20 protein-coding genes and 1 riboswitch are annotated in these 20,908 nt (G+C 71.3%); of the genes, 9 read left to right on the top strand and 11 right to left on the bottom strand.

Annotated features, from left to right (window positions below; genetic code table 11):
• The first annotated feature begins 145 nt into the window (after positions 1 to 145).
• Entirely contained in the window at positions 146 to 2,191 is a 2,046-nt protein-coding gene (locus OG381_RS22075; RefSeq protein ID WP_327717807.1) for a HelD family protein, read from the top strand.
• A gap of 305 nt (positions 2,192 to 2,496) precedes the next feature.
• Here OG381_RS22075 and OG381_RS22080 read toward each other — a convergent pair whose 3' ends face one another.
• Both OG381_RS22080 and OG381_RS22085 read right to left on the bottom strand, forming a co-directional pair.
• Positions 2,497 to 3,207: a copper homeostasis protein CutC gene (locus OG381_RS22080; protein WP_327717808.1), complete on the bottom strand. Its 711-nt coding sequence runs from the start codon at positions 3,205 to 3,207 to the stop codon at positions 2,497 to 2,499.
• 98 nt (positions 3,208 to 3,305) lie between these two features.
• Positions 3,306 to 3,971, bottom strand: a complete 666-nt coding sequence (locus tag OG381_RS22085) for a maleylpyruvate isomerase family mycothiol-dependent enzyme (RefSeq protein WP_327717809.1) — start codon at positions 3,969 to 3,971, stop codon at positions 3,306 to 3,308.
• A 63-nt stretch (positions 3,972 to 4,034) separates the two neighbouring features.
• Here OG381_RS22085 and OG381_RS22090 point away from each other — a divergent pair, with 63 nt between their 5' ends.
• Both OG381_RS22090 and OG381_RS22095 read left to right on the top strand, forming a co-directional pair.
• A complete protein-coding gene (locus tag OG381_RS22090) occupies positions 4,035 to 4,682 on the top strand; it encodes an HD domain-containing protein (protein ID WP_327717810.1) in 648 nt (215 codons plus the stop codon).
• 26 nt (positions 4,683 to 4,708) lie between these two features.
• The gene (locus OG381_RS22095; protein ID WP_327717811.1) at positions 4,709 to 5,776 is read left to right on the top strand and encodes a GNAT family N-acetyltransferase; all 1,068 of its coding nucleotides are present in this window, start codon (positions 4,709 to 4,711) and stop codon (positions 5,774 to 5,776) included.
• 7 nt (positions 5,777 to 5,783) lie between these two features.
• Here the strand turns inward: OG381_RS22095 and OG381_RS22100 are convergent, their stop codons facing one another.
• Complete coding sequence (locus OG381_RS22100) at positions 5,784 to 6,062, bottom strand: DUF4031 domain-containing protein (protein WP_327717812.1); 279 nt, start codon at positions 6,060 to 6,062, stop codon at positions 5,784 to 5,786.
• Positions 6,059 to 6,454: a hypothetical protein gene (locus OG381_RS22105; protein WP_327717813.1), complete on the bottom strand. Its 396-nt coding sequence runs from the start codon at positions 6,452 to 6,454 to the stop codon at positions 6,059 to 6,061. Before OG381_RS22105 ends, OG381_RS22100 begins: the two co-directional genes overlap by 4 nt.
• Positions 6,455 to 6,509: 55 nt before the next feature.
• Here OG381_RS22105 and OG381_RS22110 point away from each other — a divergent pair, with 55 nt between their 5' ends.
• The 5 genes from OG381_RS22110 to OG381_RS22130 all read left to right on the top strand — a co-directional run bounded on the left by OG381_RS22110 (position 6,510) and on the right by OG381_RS22130 (position 11,457).
• Complete coding sequence (locus OG381_RS22110; protein ID WP_327717814.1) at positions 6,510 to 7,433, top strand: MurR/RpiR family transcriptional regulator; 924 nt, start codon at positions 6,510 to 6,512, stop codon at positions 7,431 to 7,433.
• A 45-nt stretch (positions 7,434 to 7,478) separates the two neighbouring features.
• The gene (gene murQ, locus OG381_RS22115; protein WP_327717815.1) at positions 7,479 to 8,414 is read left to right on the top strand and encodes an N-acetylmuramic acid 6-phosphate etherase; all 936 of its coding nucleotides are present in this window, start codon (positions 7,479 to 7,481) and stop codon (positions 8,412 to 8,414) included.
• Between the two features lie 16 nt (positions 8,415 to 8,430).
• Positions 8,431 to 9,777 (top strand): PTS transporter subunit EIIC, encoded by a 1,347-nt coding sequence (locus OG381_RS22120; protein ID WP_327717816.1) that lies wholly within the window; start codon positions 8,431 to 8,433, stop codon positions 9,775 to 9,777.
• An 89-nt stretch (positions 9,778 to 9,866) separates the two neighbouring features.
• Complete coding sequence (locus OG381_RS22125) at positions 9,867 to 10,850, top strand: ankyrin repeat domain-containing protein (RefSeq protein ID WP_327717817.1); 984 nt, start codon at positions 9,867 to 9,869, stop codon at positions 10,848 to 10,850.
• A gap of 40 nt (positions 10,851 to 10,890) precedes the next feature.
• A complete protein-coding gene (locus OG381_RS22130; protein WP_327717818.1) occupies positions 10,891 to 11,457 on the top strand; it encodes a hypothetical protein in 567 nt (188 codons plus the stop codon).
• Positions 11,458 to 11,509: 52 nt separating this feature from the next.
• Here OG381_RS22130 and OG381_RS22135 read toward each other — a convergent pair whose 3' ends face one another.
• From OG381_RS22135 to thrC, 7 genes are all read right to left on the bottom strand, one after another.
• On the bottom strand, positions 11,510 to 12,973 hold the full coding sequence (locus OG381_RS22135; protein WP_327717819.1) for an MFS transporter: 1,464 nt from the start codon (positions 12,971 to 12,973) through the stop codon (positions 11,510 to 11,512).
• A gap of 94 nt (positions 12,974 to 13,067) precedes the next feature.
• Positions 13,068 to 13,928: a metallophosphoesterase gene (locus OG381_RS22140; RefSeq protein ID WP_327717820.1), complete on the bottom strand. Its 861-nt coding sequence runs from the start codon at positions 13,926 to 13,928 to the stop codon at positions 13,068 to 13,070.
• 131 nt (positions 13,929 to 14,059) lie between these two features.
• Positions 14,060 to 15,235, bottom strand: a complete 1,176-nt coding sequence (locus tag OG381_RS22145) for an NADH:flavin oxidoreductase (protein ID WP_327717821.1) — start codon at positions 15,233 to 15,235, stop codon at positions 14,060 to 14,062.
• A 175-nt stretch (positions 15,236 to 15,410) separates the two neighbouring features.
• On the bottom strand, positions 15,411 to 17,036 hold the full coding sequence (groL, locus tag OG381_RS22150) for a chaperonin GroEL (protein WP_327717822.1): 1,626 nt from the start codon (positions 17,034 to 17,036) through the stop codon (positions 15,411 to 15,413).
• 365 nt (positions 17,037 to 17,401) lie between these two features.
• Positions 17,402 to 17,608 (bottom strand): cold-shock protein, encoded by a 207-nt coding sequence (locus OG381_RS22155; RefSeq protein ID WP_007493268.1) that lies wholly within the window; start codon positions 17,606 to 17,608, stop codon positions 17,402 to 17,404.
• 441 nt (positions 17,609 to 18,049) lie between these two features.
• On the bottom strand, positions 18,050 to 18,325 hold the full coding sequence (locus OG381_RS22160) for a MoaD/ThiS family protein (protein ID WP_119103018.1): 276 nt from the start codon (positions 18,323 to 18,325) through the stop codon (positions 18,050 to 18,052).
• 30 nt (positions 18,326 to 18,355) lie between these two features.
• Positions 18,356 to 19,639, bottom strand: coding sequence for a threonine synthase (gene thrC / locus OG381_RS22165; RefSeq protein ID WP_327717823.1), 1,284 nt, complete (start codon positions 19,637 to 19,639; stop codon positions 18,356 to 18,358).
• Positions 19,640 to 19,655: 16 nt separating this feature from the next.
• Positions 19,656 to 19,796: riboswitch (SAM riboswitch) on the bottom strand.
• A 166-nt stretch (positions 19,797 to 19,962) separates the two neighbouring features.
• Between thrC and OG381_RS22170 the strand changes: the two genes are divergently transcribed.
• The gene (locus OG381_RS22170) at positions 19,963 to 20,907 is read left to right on the top strand and encodes a glucosyl-3-phosphoglycerate synthase (RefSeq protein WP_327717824.1); all 945 of its coding nucleotides are present in this window, start codon (positions 19,963 to 19,965) and stop codon (positions 20,905 to 20,907) included.
• Position 20,908 lies beyond the last annotated feature (1 nt).

Raw genomic sequence — 20,908 nt, forward strand, 5'->3', positions numbered from 1 at the left:
GCGCGGAAAACGGTTGGCCCTCGCACCCGCCGTCCCTCTAGAATCCCCGCTCTTGCCCGCCTCCCACCCGGAGTGCCGCCGACCGGACGGAAACCGGTCGGCATGCCGCAGCATCCCAGCCCGCAGCACCTTCGGAGGCACCCCCTTGTCCACGCCCGTCGACGACCCCCTCGGCCGCGAACGCTCCCATCTCGCCCGGTCCCGGGCCGCCCTGCGCGCCATGCGTGAGGACGCCGAGTCCCTCGACATCAGCGACGTGACCGCGAACTGGGTCAACGCCCAGATCCTGGAGCGCCAGATCGGGGAGCGCATCAAGGCGCTGGCCGATCTCAGTGACACCCCCCTGTTCTTCGGCCGCCTCGACTATCTGCACGCGCCCGGTGTCGATCTGGCCGAGGGCGCGGAGGGTGAGCGCTTCTACATCGGGCGCCGCCATGTGCACGACCAGGGCGGCGACCCCATGGTGATCGACTGGCGGGCGCCGGTCTCGCAGCCGTTCTACCGGGCGTCCAAGAAGGACCCGATGGACATCGCGCTGCGCCGACGCTTCGGGTACACCCGCGGGGACATCACCGCGTACGAGGACGAGCACCTCTCCGACCCCGCCGAGGCGGCCACCACCAGCAAGCTCCTCCAGCAGGAGATCGAGCGGCCCCGCGTCGGCCCCATGCGCGACATCGTCGCCACGATCCAGCCCGAGCAGGACGAGATCGTGCGGTCCGGGCTCGGCGGGACCGTGTGCGTGCAGGGAGGTCCGGGGACCGGGAAGACCGCCGTCGGACTGCACCGGGTCGCCTATCTCCTCTACGCCCATCGCGAGCGGCTGGCCCGTACCGGCACCCTCGTCATCGGGCCGAACCGGTCCTTCCTGCACTACATCGAGCAGGTCCTGCCGGCGCTCGGCGAGCTGGCGGTCAAGCAGGCCACCGTCGACGACCTGGTCGCCGGAAAGGTCGAGGTGCGGGGCACCGACGACGCGGCCGCGGCGGTCATCAAGGGCGACGCCCGGATGGCGGAAGTGCTCCGGCGGGCCGTGTACGCGCATGTCACCCTGCCCACCGAGCCGGTCGTCGTCGTGCGCGGGTCGCGGCGGTGGCGGGTCCCGGCGTACGAACTCGAGGACATCGTCCGTGAGTTGCTGGACCGCGACATCCGCTACGGCGCCGCCCGCGACGCCCTCCCGCAGCGCATCGCGCACGCCGTGCTGGTGCAGATGGAGCGTTCCGGGGAGGCCCCGGACGACCGGGTGCAGGACGCGGTGGCCCGCAACAGCGCGGTGAAGGCGGCCGTGAAGGAGATCTGGCCGCCCGTCGACCCGGCCAGGCTGGTGCTGCGGCTGCTGACGGACGCGGACTTCCTCGCCGTGCACGCGGACGGGGTGCTCGACGAGGACGAGCAGAAGACGATCCTCGCGGCGAAGCCCGCCCGGTCCGTGAAGGCGGCCAAGTGGTCGGCCGCGGACGCGGTGCTGATCGACGAGGCGACGGACGTCGTCGAGCGCACGCACTCGCTCGGCCATGTGGTGCTGGACGAGGCGCAGGACCTCTCCCCGATGCAGTACCGGGCGGTCGGCCGCCGCTGCACCACCGGTTCCGCGACGGTTCTCGGCGATCTCGCGCAGGGCACCACGCCCTGGGCGACCCGGAGTTGGGACGAGGCGCTCGCGCATCTGGGGAAGGCGGACGGGGTCATCGAGGAGCTGACGGCCGGATTCCGGGTGCCGACGGATGTCATCACGTACGCCTCCCGGCTGCTGCCGCACATCGCGCCGGGGCTGACTCCGGTGGCGTCGGTGCGGGAGAACCCGGGGTTCTTCGAGGTGCGTGAGATCGGCGACACGGCGGAAGTCGTCGCCGCCTGCGAGGAGTTGCTGGCCAACGAGGGCTCGACGGGGCTGATCGCGGCGGATGCCCGGATTCCGGTGCTGGCGGAGGCGCTGGCGGCGGCGGGTATCGGATATCTGGCGCCGGGTGAGGAGACGACCGAGGAGACCCGCCTGACCCTGGTCCCCGCGTCCCTCGCCAAGGGTCTGGAGTACGACTACGTGGTCCTGGACGAGCCGCAGGCGGTGGTGGACGGTGAGCCCGATGAGCGCACGGGTCTGCGGCGCCTGTACGTCGGGCTCACGCGAGCGGTGTCGGGGTTGATCGTGACCCATGCGGGGCCGCTGCCGCGGGAGCTCGCGGGGTGATCACGGGGTAGCGGGGGCCTCTCGGGGTGCGTCGCCGGGTGCGGGTGCGTGGGGGCTTGTCGCGCAGTTCCCCGCGCCCCTGGGTGGGAGCCGCAGCGCCTGTTCAGCTGTTCGCGGCGCCCCTGGGCCGAGCCGCCAGCGTGCGTTGCCGGGTGCGGGTGCGTGGGGGCTTGTCGCGCAGTTCCCCGCGCCCCTGGGCGGGTGTCGGCGGCGTTCGTTCAACAGTGCGCGGCATCTCTGGGTGGGTGCCGCAGCGCCTGTTCAGCTGTTCGCGGCGTCCCTGGGTGGGTGTCCGCAGCGCCCGTTCAGAGGCGGTCCTGGCCGACCTCGCCGTCCAGCGCCCTGCGCCATTCCGCCACCGCCTTCGTCGACACCGGGTGGTTCCAGCCTTGTGGTCTTGCTGCTCCGCCGATGTGGAAGGCGTCGATGCCGGCGGTGCGGAGGGTCGGTACGTGGTGGAGGGTCAGGCCGCCGCCGACCAGGAGCTGCTGCTCGTATCCGGGCTCCCCGCGGCGCTGCGCCTCGGCGAGCAGCGTGGGGAGGCCGGTGTCCACGCCGGACGCGGATCCGGCCGTGAGGTAGGTGTCCAGGCCGGGGAGGTCCGCCAGCTGTTTGCGCAGGGCGTCCCGGTCGGTGGCGTGGTCGATGGCGCGGTGGAAGGTCCAGCGGCATCCGTCCAGCTCGGCGACCACGCGCTCCACGGCCCCCAGGTCCACACCGCCGTCGGCGTCGAGGAAGCCGAGGACGAACTCCTGCGCCCCGGCCTCCCGCAGCTCGCGCGCGGCCCGGACCACCCGGGAGACGTCCCCCGCGTCGAAGCCGTCGGCGAGCCGCAGCATCACCCGCAGCGCGATGTCGACGGCCCCGCGGATCCCGGCGAACGTGGCGGCCGGCGGGGTCAGCCCGTCGGCCGCCATGTCGGTGACCAGCTCAAGGCGGTCCGCGCCTCCGGCCTGGGCGGCGACGGCGTCCTCGACGTCGAGGGCGATCACCTCCAGGACTGCACGCTTGCTCATGGGACCCCATTCGTCGGCGGCTACAGGTCTAGTCCAATCTCAGACTACGCCCGCGGCCGCCGCGCCCGCGACAAGATCGGCCCCGCCCGGGGGTGAACTCAGCCGAAGATGTTCAGCTCCGCCGCCTCCGCCCCGGCCAGCTCGAACGTCCTCCCCTCCACCGGCCGCCCCGCGTACAGCCGTACGAGCGTGGCCGCGTCCCCGATGAACCGCGCCGGCGTCCGCTCCCCCGACACCGCTCCCAGCGTGAGCGGCTCGTCCACGTCGTCGAGGTCGGCGTGCAACGGCAGCCGCCCCTGCTCGCGGGTGATCCGGGTGAGCAGCGCGAGGGCGTGCGGCAGCCCGGGGCCGGCGTACGCGCCCGGCTCCCCGAGGACGTCCCGTACGTCCCCGCCGTGCACCCACTCGCCCACGGCGACCAGGTCGAGCACCCCGCCCGCCTTCGCGATCGCCGGGCCCGCCTCGGTCATACCGCGCTCCAGCTCGTCGACGATCCGCGCGTTGGTCCAGTCGGCGCGCTCGGCGATGTCCCGGTCGTTGCACTCGGGCGAGAACACACCCTTCTCGAACCGGCTCTCCACCACCCGCATCAGCGCGGACGAACAGTGCGCGAGGACCTCCCGTACGGTCCAGCCCGGACACCCGGCGGTCGGCAGGGCGAAGTCCTGGTCGGGCCGGGACCGCAGCAGCGGGATCAGCGCGTCGCGCTCGGTGGTCAGGAGGAGTCCGGGCAGTTCGGGGTCGCGTACGTCAGCAGAAGTCATGACCCCACACGCTAGAGGCCGACGTCCCGGCCGCGCAGGGGTCGGGCGGGGGAGAATGGGCCCATGGCCGATCTCGACGCCCTGCGCACCCGTTTCGTCCACGCCCTGGAAGCAGCCAGGGGCGCCGGATCCACCGGACCCGACGCCACCGCGTACGCCGACGACCTCCTCGCCCGCTGGCAGGAGCCGCAGCGGCGGTACCACACGCTCGCGCACCTCACCGCGGTCCTCGACCACGTCGACGTACTGGAGAAGTACGCCGAGGACCCGGACGTGGTCCGCCTCGCGGCCTGGTTCCACGACGCGGTGTATCTGCCCGAGCGCTCGGAGAACGAGGAGCGGTCGGCCCGGATCGCCGAACGCGCCCTGTCCGAGGCCGGGTTGCCGCAGGCGCGGACCTCTGAGGTCGCCCGGCTCGTGCGGCTCACCGTCACCCACGACCCGGCCGACGGCGACCGCGACGGCCAGGTGCTGTGCGACGCGGACCTGGCGATCCTGGCGGCACCGCCGAAGGCGTACGCCGCCTACACGGCCGCCGTACGCGAGGAGTACGGCTTCGTGCCGAGCGACGCCTTCCGCGAGGGCCGGGCCGCGGTGCTGCGGCAACTCCTGGAGCTGCCGCGGCTGTTCAGGACGCCGTACGGACAGGCGGAGTGGGAGGCCACGGCCCGCTACAACCTCGCCGCCGAGCTGGAAATGCTGTCGCCCTGACGGGTCCGGCCGCTTAGCCTGCCCGCATGACTGACATGGGTGGGGAACGCGTGACCGAGGCCGTCGAGAGCGCCGTGGCGCTGCTGCGGACGGTGGTGGACCGGGACTGGGAGGGGGTGCCGGCCGGCCGGGTGGAGTGGAGCTGCCGGACGACGGCGACCCACATCGCGGAGGATCTCATCGCGTACGCGGGGCAGCTGGCGGGCCGGGCGAAGGACGCCTACGTGCCCTTCGAGATCATCCTCGAAGGGGGCACCGACAACGCCGGCGTCATCCAGGTCATCGAGACCACCGGCGCGCTCTTCGCGACCACCCTGCGCACCACCCCGCGCGAGGTCCGCGCCTTCCACCCCTACCCCTTCCGCAGCGCGGGGCGCGAGGGCTTCGCCGCGATGGGCATCGCCGAGGTGCTGCTGCACGCGCACGACATCGCGGAGGGTCTGGGGCTGGCGTACGAGCCGCCCGCGCATCTCCCCGAGTACGTCCTGACGCGGATCTTCCCGCACGTCCAGCCCGGCCCCGACCACTGGCGCACCCTGCTGTGGGCCACCGGTCGCGGGGACCTGCCCGGGCGTGCCCCGGTCACCGCGTGGCGCTGGAACAACAACCTCGTGCTCGAGTCGGACCGGCTCACCCTGGAGGGCGTCTCACCGGCCGCCGCCGCCGACCTGGCCGCGGGGGGTTCCGGCGGGTTCGACTGGGTCGTGGGCGGGCCGTTCCAGGGGACGCGGGAGGCGTCCGGGATGGTGCTGAAGGCGTACGAAGCGGGCGTGCACCGGCCGGAGTTCGGCCTGTTCGTGCTCGTGCGCCGGGAGGACGACCTCGCGATCGGCGGCATGGGCTTCCACGGCGCGCCCGACGAGGAGGGCCGGGTGGAGATCGGCTACGACCTCGTGGAGGGGGCCCGCGGCAGGGGGTACGCGACGGAGGCGCTGCGCGAGCTGGCGCGGTGGTCGCTGGCGCGGGACGACGTGAACACCCTTTTCGCGACGGTCGAGCGGGCCAACGTCCCCTCCCAAGGGGTGGTCTCCCGCGCGGGGTTCACCAGGGCGAGCGAGGACGCGGAGGTCCTCGCCTACGAACTGGGCCGCTGAGTCCCGGTCACGAACCGGACTGCGGTTCGCGCCCCTTGGGCCTGCGCAGACCCGACGCCGTCAGCAGCCGTACCACCTCACGGCTGCTGACCTCGACGGCCCCGGCGGCCACGACGTCCGCGTACCGGTGCGAGGGGATGTCGTAGTGGTCCCGCTCGAAGGCCCGCCGCGGCACGCCCAACCCGTCGGCGAACGTGTGCAGTTCGTCGTAGGAGACATCGCTCACGAGGTGCGACCACATGCGGCCGTGGCCGGGCCAGTCGGGCGGGTCGATGTAGACGGTCACGGGGACGCCGCCCCGCCCGTCGCGGGACGCAGCGAGCCCACCGCGGCGACCTTCACCCCCGCCTGGTGACACACCCAGTGCGGATCGGGCCCCAGTTCCGGCTCGACGTCGAGGGCATGCGGGTCGCCCGCCTCGCACACCGGGCACAGCGGCCACCGTCCGTACCGCTCCAGCAGCGCGTCCTGGACGTCCTGCGCGATCAGCCCGGCCACGAACTCCACCCCGTCCGGCCACTGCTCCACCCACCAGCGCCGCTGCACGACGGAGTCCTCGACCAGCGACACGACGTCCGCCTCGGCGACCCCTCCCGCGATCAGGTCGGCGAGCACGAGGGCGCGTGCCGCGTGCAACGCCTGCTCCAGGGGGCTGATGGGGTGGCCGGAGGGATCCATGCACCCATTGTGCGCACTCTTGACCCCGGCACCGAGCCGAAAATATCTTTCATGGGTGACCCAGGAAGTGAAGGAAATTTTCGGGGGCGGTTCGGGAGGCGCACCGCCGGCCCCCGCCGCGCTCGCCGCCAAGGTGCGCACCCTCGCCCCTTCCATGACCCGCTCCATGCAGCGCGTCGCCGAGGCGGTCGCCGGCGACCCCGCGGGCTGCGCGGCCCTCACGGTCACCGGCCTCGCCGAACTCACCGGCACCAGCGAGGCGACGGTCGTGCGCACCGCCCGCATCCTCGGCTACCCGGGCTACCGCGACCTGCGCCTCGCCCTCGCCGGCCTCGCCGCCCAGCAGCAGTCGGGGCGCGCGCCCGCGATCACGACGGACATCGCGGTGGACGATCCCCTCGCGGACGTCGTCGCCAAACTCGCCTACGACGAGCAGCAGACCCTCGCGGACACCGCGGCCGGCCTCGACACGGTCCAGCTGGCCGCGGCGGTGACGGCGGCCGCGACCGCCCGCCGCATCGACGTGTACGGCGTCGGCGCCTCCGGTCTGGTCGCCCAGGACCTCACCCAGAAACTGCTGCGCATAGGCCTCATAGCCCACGCCCACCACGACCCCCACCTCGCCGTGACCAACGCGGTGCAGTTGCGGGCGGGCGACGTGGCGATCGCGATCACGCACTCGGGCGCCACGGGCGATGTCATCGAGCCGCTGCGGGCCGCCTTCGAGCACGGGGCGACGACGGTGGCGATCACGGGCCGGCCGAACAGCCCGGTCACGCAGTACGCCGACCACGTACTGACGACGTCGACGGCGCGCGAGAGTGAGCTGCGGCCCGCGGCCATGTCGTCACGGACCAGTCAGCTGCTGGTGGTGGACTGTCTGTTCGTGGGGGTGGCGCAGCGGACCTACGAGACCGCGGCTCCCGCGCTCGCCGCGTCGTACGAGGCATTGGCACATCGACACCGCGGTAAGCCATAAGCCGTAGGCACGCCATCGGATCGCCACCTGAAAGAGCCACCCCCCATGACTTCCACCTCCCACCCCCGGGCCGTCCGCGCCGAGCTGGAGACCCTGACCACCGAGGCCTTCCGCCCCGAGCTGGCCGAGATCGACCGGCTCCCCACCCTCGACATCGCGCGGCTGATGAACGCGGAGGACGCCACCGTGGCCGCCGCCGTCGCCGCGGGCCTGCCCGCCATCGCCGCCGCCATCGAGGACATCGCCGCCCGGATGAGCCGCGGCGGCCGTCTCGTCTACGCCGGTGCCGGTACCGCGGGGCGTCTCGGCGTGCTGGACGCCTCCGAGTGCCCGCCCACCTTCAACACCGACCCCGCGCAGGTCGTCGGCCTGATCGCGGGCGGCCCCGAGGCCATGGTCACCTCGGTCGAGGGCGCCGAGGACTCCAGGGAGCTGGCGCGGGCGGACCTCGACGCACTGGAGCTGCGGGCGTCCGACACGGTGGTCGGTGTCTCGGCCTCCGGCCGCACCCCGTACGCGGTCGGCGCCGTGGAACACGCCCGCGCCCGGGGCGCGTTGACGGTCGGTCTGTCCTGCAACGCGCACAGCGCGCTGGCGGCCGCCGCCGACCACGGCATCGAGATCGTCGTGGGACCGGAGCTGCTCACCGGCTCCACCCGGCTCAAGGCCGGCACCGCCCAGAAGCTGGTCCTCAACATGCTCTCGACGATCACGATGATCCGCCTGGGCAAGACGTACGGGAACCTCATGGTCGACGTACGCGCCTCCAACGAGAAGCTGCGCGCCCGCTCCCACCGGATCGTCGCCCTGGCCACCGGCGCGACGGACGAGGAGATCGAGCGGGCCCTGGCGGCCACCGACGGCGAGGTGAAGAACGCCGTCCTCACGCTCCTCACCGGCGTGGACGGCCCCACGGCCGGCCGCCTTCTGGAGGAGTCCGGCGGCCATCTGCGCGCCGCGCTGGCGGCGGCGGGCGGCTGACCAGCACGCTCGGTGTGTGAACACCTCCTGCGACACCGCCGCGGCGATCCTCCCCCTCGTGGGCGGCCCCGCGAACATCACCTCGGTCGCCCACTGCATGACCCGCCTCCGCCTGGGCCTGGTGGACCGTTCGACGGTGGACGGGGAGGCGCTGCGGGCGCTGCCGGGGGTGCTGGGCGTGGTCGAGGACGACACGTACCAGATCGTGCTGGGGCCGGGCGCGGTGGCGCGGGTGACGGCCGACTTCGAGGCGCTGCTGCGGAAGGAGACGCAGAAGGCCCGCAACGCGACCCCGGTGAAGCTGGCGCTGCGGCGGGTGGCGAACGTCTTCGTCCCGCTGATCCCCGCGCTCATCGGCTGCGGGGTGCTGGCGGGCCTGAACGGCCTGCTGCTGAACCTGGGCTGGCTCCCGTCGCTCACCCCCGCCCTGGCCGCGATCGCCACCGCCTTCATGGCCCTGATCGCGGTCTTCGTCGGCCACAACACCGCCAAGGAGTTCGGCGGCACACCGGTGCTGGGCGGGGCGGTCGCGGCGATCGTGGTGTACCCGGGGGTGGCGAAGGTGACGGCGTTCGGGGTGACGCTCGCGCCGGGGCAGGGCGGCGTCCTGGGCGCGCTGGCGGCGGCCCTGCTGGGGACGTACGTCGAGAGGTGGTGCCGCAGAAGGATCCCCGGCGCACTGGACGTCCTCCTCACCCCGACCCTGACGGTCCTCGTCTCCGGCCTGGCGACGCTCTACGTCCTCATGTACGCGGCCGGAGCGGTCTCCTCGGCGATCGGCACGGCGGCGAACTGGCTGCTGACGACGACGGGCGCGTTCGCGGGCGCGGTCCTCGGCGGCCTCTTCCTCCCCCTGGTGATGCTCGGCCTGCACCAGGCCCTGATCCCCATCCACACCACCCTGATCGAACAGCAGGGCCACACGGTCCTCCTGCCCCTCCTCGCCATGGCGGGCGCGGGACAGGTGGGGGCGTGCCTGGCGGTCTACGTCCGGCTGCGGCACGACGAGGCACTGCGTACGACGATCAGGTCGGCGCTTCCGGCGGGCTTGCTGGGCGTGGGTGAACCGCTGATCTACGGGGTGTCGCTGCCGCTGGGCCGCCCGTTCCTGACCGCGTGCGCGGGCGGTGCGGCGGGCGGCGCGTTCGTCGGCCTGTTCGCGATGCTCGGCGACCCGGTGGGATCGACGGCGATCGGCCCGTCGGGCTGGGCCCTGTTCCCCCTCCTGGCGGGGCACGGCGGCCTGGGAACGGCGATGGCCGTCTACGCGGGTGGCCTGTTCACCGGCTACACGGTGGGATTCGTGACGACGTACTTCTTCGGCCTGCGACGCCCGCCGACGCCGGCATCGGAGGCTGCCTGACGGGTGAGGTGCGGCGTGGGACAGATCTGCCGATCCCCGGGCCCCGGAGGGGCGTTGTCAGTGGGGGGTGCCATCGTGGAGGTCCGGCGATGGGAGGGGGCTTCGTGGGCGGGCGCGGTGGCGGTTGGGACGGGATGGACTACCGGGGGTGGCTGGACCTCGGTGATGTGCGGAGGCGGCTCGACGAGGGTGCGGATCCCGAGGCGTGGGGGGCCGGGGGGTCGCGGCCGCTGCACCGGGCGGCGGTGTTCGGGGCGCCCGAGGTCGTCGCGGAGCTGGCCCGGCGGGTGCGGGACGTGGACGCGCTGGAGAACGGGACGACGGCGTTGTGGGACGCCGTGGTGGCCGGGCGGGCGGAGAACGCGCGGGCGTTGGCCGAGGCAGGGGCCGATCCCTGGCGGGCGGGGTTCGGCGGCTGGTCGCCCGGGCGGCTGAGTCTGGCGGGGCCCGTGCCGGGGCTGTTCGCGCTGCCCGAGGGTGAGCGGGGGCTGAGCGAGGCGGAGCAGGCGGTGGTCCGGGAGGGGCGTCGGCTGATCGACGCGCTGGGCGAGCTGTACTACGACGGCACGGGACTGGCCTGCGTGGCGGGCATCGACGCCGCGGAGGCGGTACGGCGGCTGGGGGCGACGGACGCGGACCCCGAGCTGATGGAAGCGGTCCTGGACGACCCGTACGACCTCGACATGGACGAGACCCTGCGCCTGGTCGGCGTCACCACCGTGCCGGGCGGCTGCATAGTGACCCAGCCGTGGGGCTACGCGCCGCAGCAGCCGCTCGTCCAGAAGCTCCTGTCGGCCGGAACGGTCTGCTACGGGCTGTACGCCAACCCCAAGAGCGGCAATCAGGGCAGCGTCTTCCGCGACGGCGTCGGCGAGGGCTGGGATCTGCACCCCGGCGGCGGACCGGACGAGGGGGACAGTCCGGCGGAGGTGCTCACCAACTATGTCTACTGCCACCACGCGGTCGCCTACTCGATCGCCTACGCCGGTCTGCGCCCGACCGACGCCCGGGCCGTCACCGGTCCGCCCGACGCCTGGGTGGTGCTGCCGGAGCGCGACTACTGGGCGCAGTGAGGGGCGGGGCGCTGTCAGCGCGGGTGGGTACGGTTTCCTCATGAACCACGCCCAGCTCACCGCCCTGGGCCGAGCCCTGCGCCTTCTCGGCGAGCATGGCGAGGCCCTGACCGGCGACACCCCGGACACCAAGCTGTACGAGGTCAAGGCCGACATCAAGCGGGCCCTCGACCTGCTGGACGACAGCGTCAACGCCGCCGCTCCCAGCACCCGCTGCGCCGAGCACCCCAACGGACCGGTCGACGAGAACGCCCCTGACCTGTGCCTGCTGTGCGAGACCCGGCGCCGTACCGCCCGGCGCTCCCAGATCAACGGCCCCTCCGCACCGGCGCAGGCCGCCTCCGCCCCCTCCCGATACGGCGTGCGCGACGACCGGCCGCAGCCGCAGCAGCGCTGGCTGCCCGAGATGTGGAACGGGCAGGAGTGGCAGCTGTGCGGCACACCGCGGCGGGACCGGAGGGAGGCCGAGCTGTATCTGGCCGCCCAGCGGCGCGCCCCCCGGGCCGCCATGGCGTACCGGCTCGTCCATGAGTTCACCGACTACGAGGTGCTGCGGGTGTGGGGCACCCCCGTCAAGGTCGACATCGAGCCCCTGGGCAACCTGTAGACGGCGAAGGCCCGCCACGGTCACCGTGACGGGCCCGACCGGCTCACCGGGTCTACGACGTGGACGCGACCCCGGCCGCTTCGGAAGCGTCCTGGGACACCGGCGTCGCCGTCTCCCCCGCCGGCTTCTGGCGCGGGATGAACGAGGCCACCACGAACGCCAGCAGTGCCGCCCCGGCGCCCACCGCCAGGACCACCTTGAAGCCGCTCTCGGAGGGCAGCGCGTAGCCGCCGAAGTCGGTCGTCATCTGGGCCAGGATCACCCCCGCGATGGCGCTCGCCGACGAGGTTCCGATGGACCGCATCAGGGTGTTGAGGCTGTTCGCCGCGGCCGTCTCCGAGGCGGGGACGGCGCCCATGATGAGGGCGGGCATCGAGCCGTAGGTGAAGCCGATGCCGGCGCCGATGACGCAGGCGGCGAGCACGAAGTGCCAGACCTCGGTCATGAGGACGATGTTGACGCCGTAGCCAGCGGCCACGATCAGGGCGCCGATCATCAGCGTCGTCTTCGGACCGCGGGCCTTCGACACGGCCGCCGAGATCGGCGCCGTCACCATCATCACCAGCCCCGACGGGGCCATGACCAGGCCCGCGACGAGCATCGACCTGCCGAGGCCGTAGCCGGTCTGCGAGGGGAGCTGGAGCAGCTGCGGCAGGACCAGGGACATCGCGAACATCGCGAAACCGACGGCGATCGAGGCGAGGTTGGTGACCAGCACCTGGCGGCGGGCGGTCGTACGGAGGTCGACCAGGGGCTGGTCGGTCCGCAGCTCGAACCAGCCCCATGCCAGGAGGACGACGACCGCCGCCACGAAGAGGCCGATCGTCGTGCCGCTCGCCCAGCCCCAGTCCGCGCCCTTGGAGATGCCGAGCAGGAGGCAGACCAGGCCCGTCGCCATGCCGATGCCGCCGACCAGGTCGAAGCGGCCGCCGGTACGGACCCGGGACTCCGGCACGAGGAGCGAGACCAGCGCGAGAGCCACGACGCCCAGCGCCGCCGACGTCCAGAACAGGACGTGCCAGCTGAAGTTGTCGGCGATGAGGGCGGCGGCCGGCAGCCCCAGCGCGCCGCCGATGCCGAGGGAGGCGCTCATCAGGGCCGTGGCACCGGCGAGGCGCTCCGCGGGCAGTTCGTCGCGCATGATGCTGATGCCGAGCGGGATCACACCGGAGGCCAGGCCCTGGAGCACCCGGCCGATGATCATCGGGATCAGGGAGTCGGACAGCGCGCAGACCACCGAGCCCGCGATCAGCATGACGACGCTGATCAGCAGCATCCGGCGCTTGCCGAACATGTCGCCGAGACGGCCCACGACCGGGGTGGCGACGGCGGCGGCGAGCAGCGTCGCGGTGACCGCCCACGCGGTGTCCGAGGCCGGGGCGTCCAGGAGCCTCGGCAGCTCCGGGACGATCGGGATCACCAGGGTCTGCATCAGCGAGACCACGATTCCGGCGAAGGCCAGCACCGCGACCACGGCGTTCGGCCGTGGAGGTGCGGCGGCAGGGGCGTCGGACATGGCGGGGCCTCCGTAGCGGTGCGCTGGTGATTGACCTAGGCAACTTTCGGTCAATACTTTAAGTCAGTTGCTTGACTTAACCAAGAGCAGCAGGTCAGCCGTACCGCTCCACGAAGGACCGGACCGTGCCCTCGTCCAGCTCGTAGACCGTCTCGTGGGCCCGGGGGTCGCGTGCGTGGAAGGTGTGGAAGAGCGGGCCGGCGGCTCCCCCGAGGACGATCAGGGAGGCGGAGGCGCCGCGCACCGCGCGCTCGGTCCCCGGCGCCGTCGTCAGGTCGATGCGGTTGACCACGCCGGGGGTGACCCACACCGGGACGGACTCCAGGAGGCCGCAGAGCTGGAGGTGGAAGTGGCCGGTGAGGATCACCTTGACGTCGGTGCCGCGGACCGCCGCCGCCAGGTCGGCGGGGTTGCGCAGACCGAAGAGCTGCTGGAGGGGGTTGTCCAGCGCGACGGGCGGATGGTGGAAGGCGAGGACCGTGCCGTTCGGCGACGGGGTCGCCAACACGTCCCGCAGCCAGTCGAGTTGGGCGGCGCCGAGCTGCCCGTGCACCTTCCCCGGCACCAGCGAGTCCAGCGTCACGAACCGCCACCCCGCCACCACGCTCACCGCGGCCCGCTCCCCCTCCGGGGACTCCAGCACCCGGCCGGGCTCCGGATGGCCGCTGCCCAGCACCTGGGCGAAGGCCTCGCGCTCGTCGTGATTGCCGGTCGTGTAGAAGACAGGCGCCCCGCCGAGCCTTTGCGCGAACTCCCCGAACATGTCCCGGACGGCCGTATACGCCTCCACCGTCGCGTCGTCGGCGAGGTCACCGGTGACGACGATCGCGTCGACGCCCTGTACGTGCCGGAGTTCGGCGAGCATCAGGCGCAGGGAGTCGTGGGCGTTGACACCGCGCTTGTTGGGGGCGTCGGTGCGTTCGAGGTGGGTGTCGGAGAGATGAAGGATCCTCATCTCCCGCAAGCTAGCGCGAGTTGAGGAGGTATTTCAGCCTGTCCGGCGTTTGAGGACGAGGCCCTTCGGGCCGATGGGGGTCCGGGGGCGCAGCCCCCAGGGACGTGCACCCCCACCGGCCCGCAGCAGACTCAGCTCAGCGAGCGCAGCGCCACCGCGTCATAGGCCTTCAGCTCGTCCGTGCGGCCCGCCAGCACCTTCGCCGCCCACTCCGGGTCCTGGAGCAGCGCGCGGCCGACGGCCACGAGGTCGTACTCCTCGCGCTCGAGGCGGTCGAGGAGGTCGTCGATGCCGCGGAGCGGGGAGCCCTCGCCCATGAAGCCCTTGATGAAGTCGCCGTCGAGACCGACCGAGCCGACCGTGATGGCCTGCTTGCCGGTGAGCTTCTTGGTCCAGCCGGCGAGGTTGAGGTCGGAGTCCTCGAACTCGGGGAGCCAGTAGCGGCGGGTGGAGGCGTGGAAGGCGTCGACTCCGGCGGCGGCGAGCGGGCTCAGGATGGCCTCCAGCTCCTCCGGGGTCTCGGCGAGGCGGGCGTCGTAGGCCTCCTGCTTCCACTGCGAGTAGCGGAAGATGATCGGGAACTCCGCGGAGACCGTCTCCCGTACGGCCGCCACGATCTCGGCCGCGAACTTCGTCCGGGCGACGAGGTCACCACCGTAGGCGTCGCTGCGGCGGTTGGTCCCCGCCCACAGGAACTGGTCGACGAGATAGCCGTGGGCGCCGTGGATCTCCACGCCGTCGAAGCCGATGCGCTCGGCGGCGGCCGCGGCCTCGGCGAAGGCGCCGATGACGTCGTCCAGGTCGCGCTGGGTCATCGTCACGCCGGTGGGCTCGTCGGCGCCGGGGCGCAGACCGGAGGGGCCGACGACGGGGGCGTCCGGGACGGGGCCCTTGCCCGGCGTACGGGTCATGCCGATGTGCCAGAGCTGCGGGACGATGGTGCCGCCCGCCGCGTGCACGTCCGCGGCGACCTTCGCCCAGCCCGCGAGCTGCTCCTCGCCGTGGAAGCGCGGGACGCGGTTGCTCTCCCCCGCCGAGTCATGGCCGACGTAGGTGCCCTCGGTGACGATCAGACCGACGCCCGCGGCGGCGCGGCGCGCGTAGTACGACGCCACGTCCGCGCCCGGGATGCCGCCCGGGGAGAAGTTGCGGGTCATCGGCGCCATGACGATGCGGTTCGGGACGGTCAGGCCGTTGATCGTGATCGGCCGCGAGAGGACCTCGGCGGCGCGGGAGGCGGGGACGGTCACGTGGGGGCACTCCTCGGGGACGGTCCGTCCGGCACCGGTACCGGTCGGTATGTGCATGCGCATGGGATACGCATGTAGGAGTCAACCACCTCGTCCGCCACAGACATTCCGTCAGCCCTGTGATCCCGGACACGCGGGGCAAGGCCCGCACCGCGGCAGAAAGCCCGAGGGCGGCACCCCCTGTGCAGGGAGTGCCGCCCTCGGCAAGGACGTTGATCAACCGTCAGGTCGATCAGAAGTCCATGTCACCGCCCGGCATGCCGCCGCCGGCCGGGGCAGCGCCCGCCTTCTCCGGCTTGTCGGCGATGACGGCCTCGGTGGTGAGGAAGAGCGCGGCGATGGACGCGGCGTTCTGCAGGGCAGAGCGCGTGACCTTCGCCGGGTCGATGATGCCCTCGGCAATCATGTCGACGTACTCACCGGTGGCCGCGTTGAGGCCCCAGCCCACGGTGAGGTTGCGGACCTTCTCGACCACGACGCCACCCTCGAGACCACCGTTGACGGCGATCTGCTTGAGGGGGGCCTCCAGGGCGAGCTTCACGGCGTTGGCGCCGGTCGCCTCGTCACCCGTCAGCTCGAGCTTCTCGAACACCGCGGAGGCCTGGAGCAGGGCCACGCCACCACCGGCGACGATGCCCTCCTCGACGGCCGCCTTGGCGTTGCGCACGGCGTCCTCGATGCGGTGCTTGCGCTCCTTGAGCTCGACCTCGGTCGCGGCACCGGCCTTGATGACGGCGACGCCACCGGCGAGCTTGGCCAGGCGCTCCTGGAGCTTCTCGCGGTCGTAGTCCGAGTCGCTGTTCTCGATCTCGGCGCGGATCTGGTTGACGCGACCGGCAACCTGGTCCGCCGAGCCCGAGCCGTCGACGATCGTCGTCTCGTCCTTGGTGATGACGACCTTGCGGGCGCGGCCCAGGAGGTCCAGGGTCGCGTTCTCCAGCTTGAGGCCGACCTCCTCGGAGATGACCTCGCCGCCCGTGAGGATGGCGATGTCGCCGAGCATGGCCTTGCGACGGTCACCGAAGCCCGGAGCCTTGACGGCGACGGACTTGAAGGTGCCGCGGATCTTGTTGACGACCAGGGTCGACAGGGCCTCGCCCTCGACGTCCTCGGCGATGATCAGCAGCGGCTTGCCCGACTGCATGACCTTCTCCAGGAGCGGGAGCAGGTCCTTGACGGAGCCGATCTTGGAGTTGGCGATGAGGATGTACGGGTCGTCGAGCGACGCCTCCATCCGCTCCATGTCGGTGGCGAAGTACGCCGAGATGTAGCCCTTGTCGAAGCGCATACCCTCGGTGAGCTCGAGCTCCAGACCGAAGGTCTGGGACTCCTCGACGGTGATGACGCCTTCCTTGCCGACCTTGTCCATCGCCTCGGCGATGAGCTCGCCGATCTGGGTGTCGGCGGCGGAGATGGAGGCCGTCGAAGCGATCTGCTCCTTGGTCTCGACATCCTTCGCCTGCTCGAGCAGGGCACCGGAGACAGCCTCGACGGCCTTCTCGATACCGCGCTTGAGAGCCATCGGGTTGGCACCGGCGGCCACGTTGCGCAGACCCTCGCGCACCAGGGCCTGGGCCAGGACGGTCGCGGTCGTCGTGCCGTCGCCGGCTACGTCGTCCGTCTTCTTCGCGACTTCCTTGACCAGCTCGGCGCCGATCTTCTCGTACGGGTCCTCGAGCTCGATCTCCTTGGCGATGGAGACACCATCGTTGGTGATCGTGGGGGCGCCCCACTTCTTCTCGAGGACGACGTTGCGGCCCTTGGGGCCGAGCGTCACCTTGACGGCGTCCGCGAGCTGGTTCATGCCGCGCTCGAGGCCGCGCCGCGCCTCCTCGTCGAACGCGATGATCTTGGCCATGTGAAGTGGTCCCTCCAGGACTGGGGGTGATTCCTTCGGACCGCGCCCGCGCCCGCGACGGACGGCTCGCACACCTCGTGGTTCCTTGCCCCACCTGGCCTGCGGGCCTCACCGACCCGGTCCTTCTTGTCACTCTCACCTTCAGAGTGCTAACGCCAATGATTAGCACTCGACCCCTGCGAGTGCAAGCGCCTCTCAGGGATCGTCCAGGTCCCGCACGGGTTCCGGGCAGCTGCCGGACGGGTCCCGGGCAGGTACCGGAGGGGGTCCGGACATGCCGGAGGGCCCGTACCCATGACTCCCCATGGGGTACGAGCCCTCCGAAAAAGAACGAAGAACGACGCTGCAGTTACCCGGCGCGTGCTTCAGCCTGTCGCAAGGCGAACCATGTCCGCCTGCGGCCCCTTCTGGCCCTGCGAGATCTCGAAATCGACCCGCTGACCTTCCTCGAGGGTGCGGTAGCCGTCCATCTGAATCGCGCTGTAGTGGACGAATACATCCGCACCACCGTCGACCGCGATGAAGCCGTACCCCTTCTCCGCGTTGAACCACTTGACGGTGCCCTGAGCCATGCCTAACTCCCCTATTACTGGCCCTTGCACAGATCCACACTTCATGGATCCGGGTCAGACCTCACCCCCCACGGATTGGGGGCGTGCGCCGGAACGCGTCGACCGCGGCTGAATGTATCTGTCCAACTGCCGTCTGCAACAGGTCAATCGGACGAGAATTCTGGACGCGAAGGGTCCGGAATGTAGTGAGAATTCGCCCGAATTCTGGGCAAGTCGGGCTCCACAAAAGGAGCAAAGTTCACAAAAGAACCACACACTTTGGCTACTTCTCGCCGCATCCGGAGCAAGAACTCATATGCGGGTGGCATGAAGGGTGAAGCGGGTTCCCCAACTGTACCGCGCTCAACCATAGAGAATTGCCCCCTCCGCTTCTCTCACGGAGGGGGCAATTCGATGAACTCTTGGTAATCGGCCTTACCGAGGGTAACGACCGGGGCTCCGTCAGCCTCCGGCGACGGCCGGAATGATCGAGACTCCGGCCCCGTCCGGAGTGGCCGTTTCCAGGCCCTGCTCGAAGCGGACGTCGTCGTCGTTGACGTACACGTTGACGAAACGGCGCAGCTTGCCCTGGTCGTCCAGGACGCGGGCCGCGATACCGGTGTGGTTCTTCTCGAGGTCGGCGATGACCTCGGCGAGGGTCGCGCCCTCGGCGGCGACCTCGGCCTGTCCGCCGGTGTAGGTGCGCAGGATGGTGGGGATGCGGACGTTGACGCTCACGGTTGAACCTCCGGTCGGGGTTGCGGGGGCCTAGAGGAGGCCGGCCTCGCGGAACGAGTCGAGATTGGGGCGGATGGTCGCGGTGAGCCCCGTACCCGCCACCGCATCCAGGGTCTTCAGTCCGTCGCCCGTGTTCAGCACAACGGTGGTCAGTGCCGGGTCCAGCAGGCCGTTCTCGATCAGCTTCTTGGTGACACCGACCGTCACACCGCCCGCGGTCTCCGCGAAGATGCCCTCGGTCCGCGCCAGCAGCTTGATCGCGTCCACGACCTGCTCGTCGTTGACGTCCTCCACCGCACCGCCGGTACGGCGCGCGATGTCCAGGACGTACGGCCCGTCCGCCGGGTTGCCGATGGCGAGGGACTTGGCGATGGTGTTCGGCTTCTGCGGCCGCACCACGTCGTGGCCCGCCTTGTAGGCGACGGAGACCGGCGAGCAGCCCTCGGCCTGGGCACCGAAGATCCGGTACGGCCTGTCCTCGACGAGCCCGAGCTTGATCAGCTCCTGGAGCCCCTTGTCGATCTTCGTGAGCTGCGAGCCGGAGGCGATCGGCACGACCAGCTGGTCGGGGAGCCGCCAGCCGAGCTGCTCGCAGATCTCGTACGCCAAAGTCTTGGAGCCCTCGGCGTAGTAGGGCCGCAGGTTGACGTTGACGAAGCCCCAGCCCTCGCCGGCCGGGTCGCCGATCAGCTCGGAGCAGAAGCGGTTCACGTCGTCGTAGTTGCCCTCGATGCCGACGAGCTCGCCGCCGTAGATCGCGGCCATGACGATCTTGCCCTGCTCCAGGTCGTGCGGGATGAACACGCAGGACCGGAAGCCGGCCCGGGCGGCGGCGGCGCCGACGGCACCGGCCAGGTTGCCCGTGGAGGAGCAGGAGAGGGTGGTGAAGCCGAAGGCGCGCGCGGCCTCCAGGGCCTGGGCGACGACGCGGTCCTTGAAGGAGTGCGTCGGGTTGCCGGAGTCGTCCTTCACATACAGACCGCCGGTGACACCGAGTTCGCGGGCCAGGTTGTCGGCCTTGACGAGCTGGGTCCAGCCCGGGTTGATGTTGGGCTTGTCGGCCACGTCCGCGGGGACGGGCAGCAAGGGCGCGTAGCGCCAGATGTTCGCGGGTCCCGCCTCGATCTGCTTGCGGAGTTCCTCGGTGTCGTAGGCCGAGAAGTCATAGGCGATCTCGAGCGGGCCGAAACACTCCTCGCACGCGAAGACCGGGCCGAGGGGGACGCGGTGACCGCACTCGCGGCAGCTGAGCGCCGCGGCCGGGCCGAGGTCTACGGTGGTTTCGGTGGTGCTTGCAACAGTCTGCGCAGCCATGAGAGGCGAGGCCCTTTCCTCATCTTCCTCACGACGCATCTCGCCGTGAGACGGATTTGGCACCTTCCCGAGTCGGGAGCCTCACGCGCGTGAGAAACCGACTGGAGGGTTGCCGGGGCTTCATCGGGCCGTATCCCTCTGCCCCTCTGGATGAGCGGTATGAAGTTGTGTGAACGGCGGGCCACCCTCGACATGCGATGGTCATCCGCGTTGTTCAAGACTGTAACCGACGACCAGGACAGTTGAGATAGTCGTCCGGTCCGCGAGATGGATCACATGCTGATACGCATACTCGCCGAGAGAACGCAGAGGAGCCGCGCACTGTGCTGAACGAAGTCGAGCGCTGGCTGACCACCCGGTCCTGGTCCCTGACCGATCGCCCGCTCCACCAGCTCCTGGCCGCCAAGCAACGCACGAACCAGTCGGTCAGCGTCGTACTGCCCGCACTCAACGAGGAGGAGACGGTCGGTGACATCGTCTCCGTGATCCGTCACGACCTCATGCAGCAGGTCCCCCTCGTCGACGAGATAGTCGTCGTCGACTCGGGCTCCACCGACCGTACATCGCAGGTCGCCGCCGCGGCCGGGGCGACCGTCGTCCACCGCGACGACATCCTGCCCCGTCTCCCGGCCGTGCCCGGCAAGGGCGAGGTGCTGTGGCGCTCGCTGCTGGTGACCCGCGGTGACATCGTCTGCTTCATCGACGCCGACCTGAAGGAGTTCTCCTCCGACTTCGTCTCCGGGATCGTGGGCCCGCTGCTCACCGACCCCGCCGTCGACCTCGTCAAGGGCATGTACGACCGTCCCCTGGGCGGCGCGGCGGGCCAGGGCGGCCGGGTGACCGAGCTGATGGCGCGCCCGCTGCTGAACATGCACTGGCCCCAGCTGGCCGGCTTCGTCCAGCCGCTGGGCGGCGAGTACGCGGCCCGCCGCTCCCTGCTGGAACAGCTGCCGTTCCCGGTGGGCTACGGCGTCGAGCTCGGCATGCTGGTCGACGCGCTGCATCTGGTGGGCCTGGACGCGCTGGCCCAGGTCGACGTGGGCGTGCGCAAACACCGCCACCAGGACGGACAGGCCCTGGGCCGGATGTCCGCCGCGATCTACCGCACTGCCCAGCTGCGGCTGGCGCGCGGCCACCTCATCCGCCCCTCCCTCACCCAGTTCGAGCGGGGCGCGGACGGCTTCGAGCCGCGGACGTACTCCGTGGACACGGAGGAGCGCCCGCCGATGGTGGAGATCGTGGAGTACGCGTCCCGGAAGGTCGCCTGAG

The organism is Streptomyces sp. NBC_00490, from assembly GCF_036013645.1.
GTDB lineage: Bacteria > Actinomycetota > Actinomycetes > Streptomycetales > Streptomycetaceae > Streptomyces > Streptomyces canus_F.

What these genes read in the sequence shown, in the direction of transcription:
- OG381_RS22105 (WP_327717813.1), bottom strand. Translation starts at nt 6,454, where the DNA reads ATGGATCCCTCCGGCCACCCCATCAGCCCCCTGGAGCAGGCGTTGCAC.
- OG381_RS22145 (WP_327717821.1), bottom strand. Translation starts at nt 15,235, where the DNA reads ATGCACATACCGACCGGTACCGGTGCCGGACGGACCGTCCCCGAGGAG.
- OG381_RS22130 (WP_327717818.1), top strand. Translation starts at nt 10,891, where the DNA reads ATGAACCACGCCCAGCTCACCGCCCTGGGCCGAGCCCTGCGCCTTCTC.
- OG381_RS22155 (WP_007493268.1), bottom strand. Translation starts at nt 17,608, where the DNA reads ATGGCTCAGGGCACCGTCAAGTGGTTCAACGCGGAGAAGGGGTACGGC.
- thrC (WP_327717823.1), bottom strand. Translation starts at nt 19,639, where the DNA reads ATGGCTGCGCAGACTGTTGCAAGCACCACCGAAACCACCGTAGACCTC.
- OG381_RS22090 (WP_327717810.1), top strand. Translation starts at nt 4,035, where the DNA reads ATGGCCGATCTCGACGCCCTGCGCACCCGTTTCGTCCACGCCCTGGAA.
- OG381_RS22080 (WP_327717808.1), bottom strand. Translation starts at nt 3,207, where the DNA reads ATGAGCAAGCGTGCAGTCCTGGAGGTGATCGCCCTCGACGTCGAGGAC.
- OG381_RS22085 (WP_327717809.1), bottom strand. Translation starts at nt 3,971, where the DNA reads ATGACTTCTGCTGACGTACGCGACCCCGAACTGCCCGGACTCCTCCTG.
- OG381_RS22095 (WP_327717811.1), top strand. Translation starts at nt 4,709, where the DNA reads ATGACTGACATGGGTGGGGAACGCGTGACCGAGGCCGTCGAGAGCGCC.
- groL (WP_327717822.1), bottom strand. Translation starts at nt 17,036, where the DNA reads ATGGCCAAGATCATCGCGTTCGACGAGGAGGCGCGGCGCGGCCTCGAG.
- OG381_RS22125 (WP_327717817.1), top strand. Translation starts at nt 9,867, where the DNA reads ATGGGAGGGGGCTTCGTGGGCGGGCGCGGTGGCGGTTGGGACGGGATG.
- murQ (WP_327717815.1), top strand. Translation starts at nt 7,479, where the DNA reads ATGACTTCCACCTCCCACCCCCGGGCCGTCCGCGCCGAGCTGGAGACC.
- OG381_RS22140 (WP_327717820.1), bottom strand. Translation starts at nt 13,928, where the DNA reads ATGAGGATCCTTCATCTCTCCGACACCCACCTCGAACGCACCGACGCC.
- OG381_RS22135 (WP_327717819.1), bottom strand. Translation starts at nt 12,973, where the DNA reads ATGTCCGACGCCCCTGCCGCCGCACCTCCACGGCCGAACGCCGTGGTC.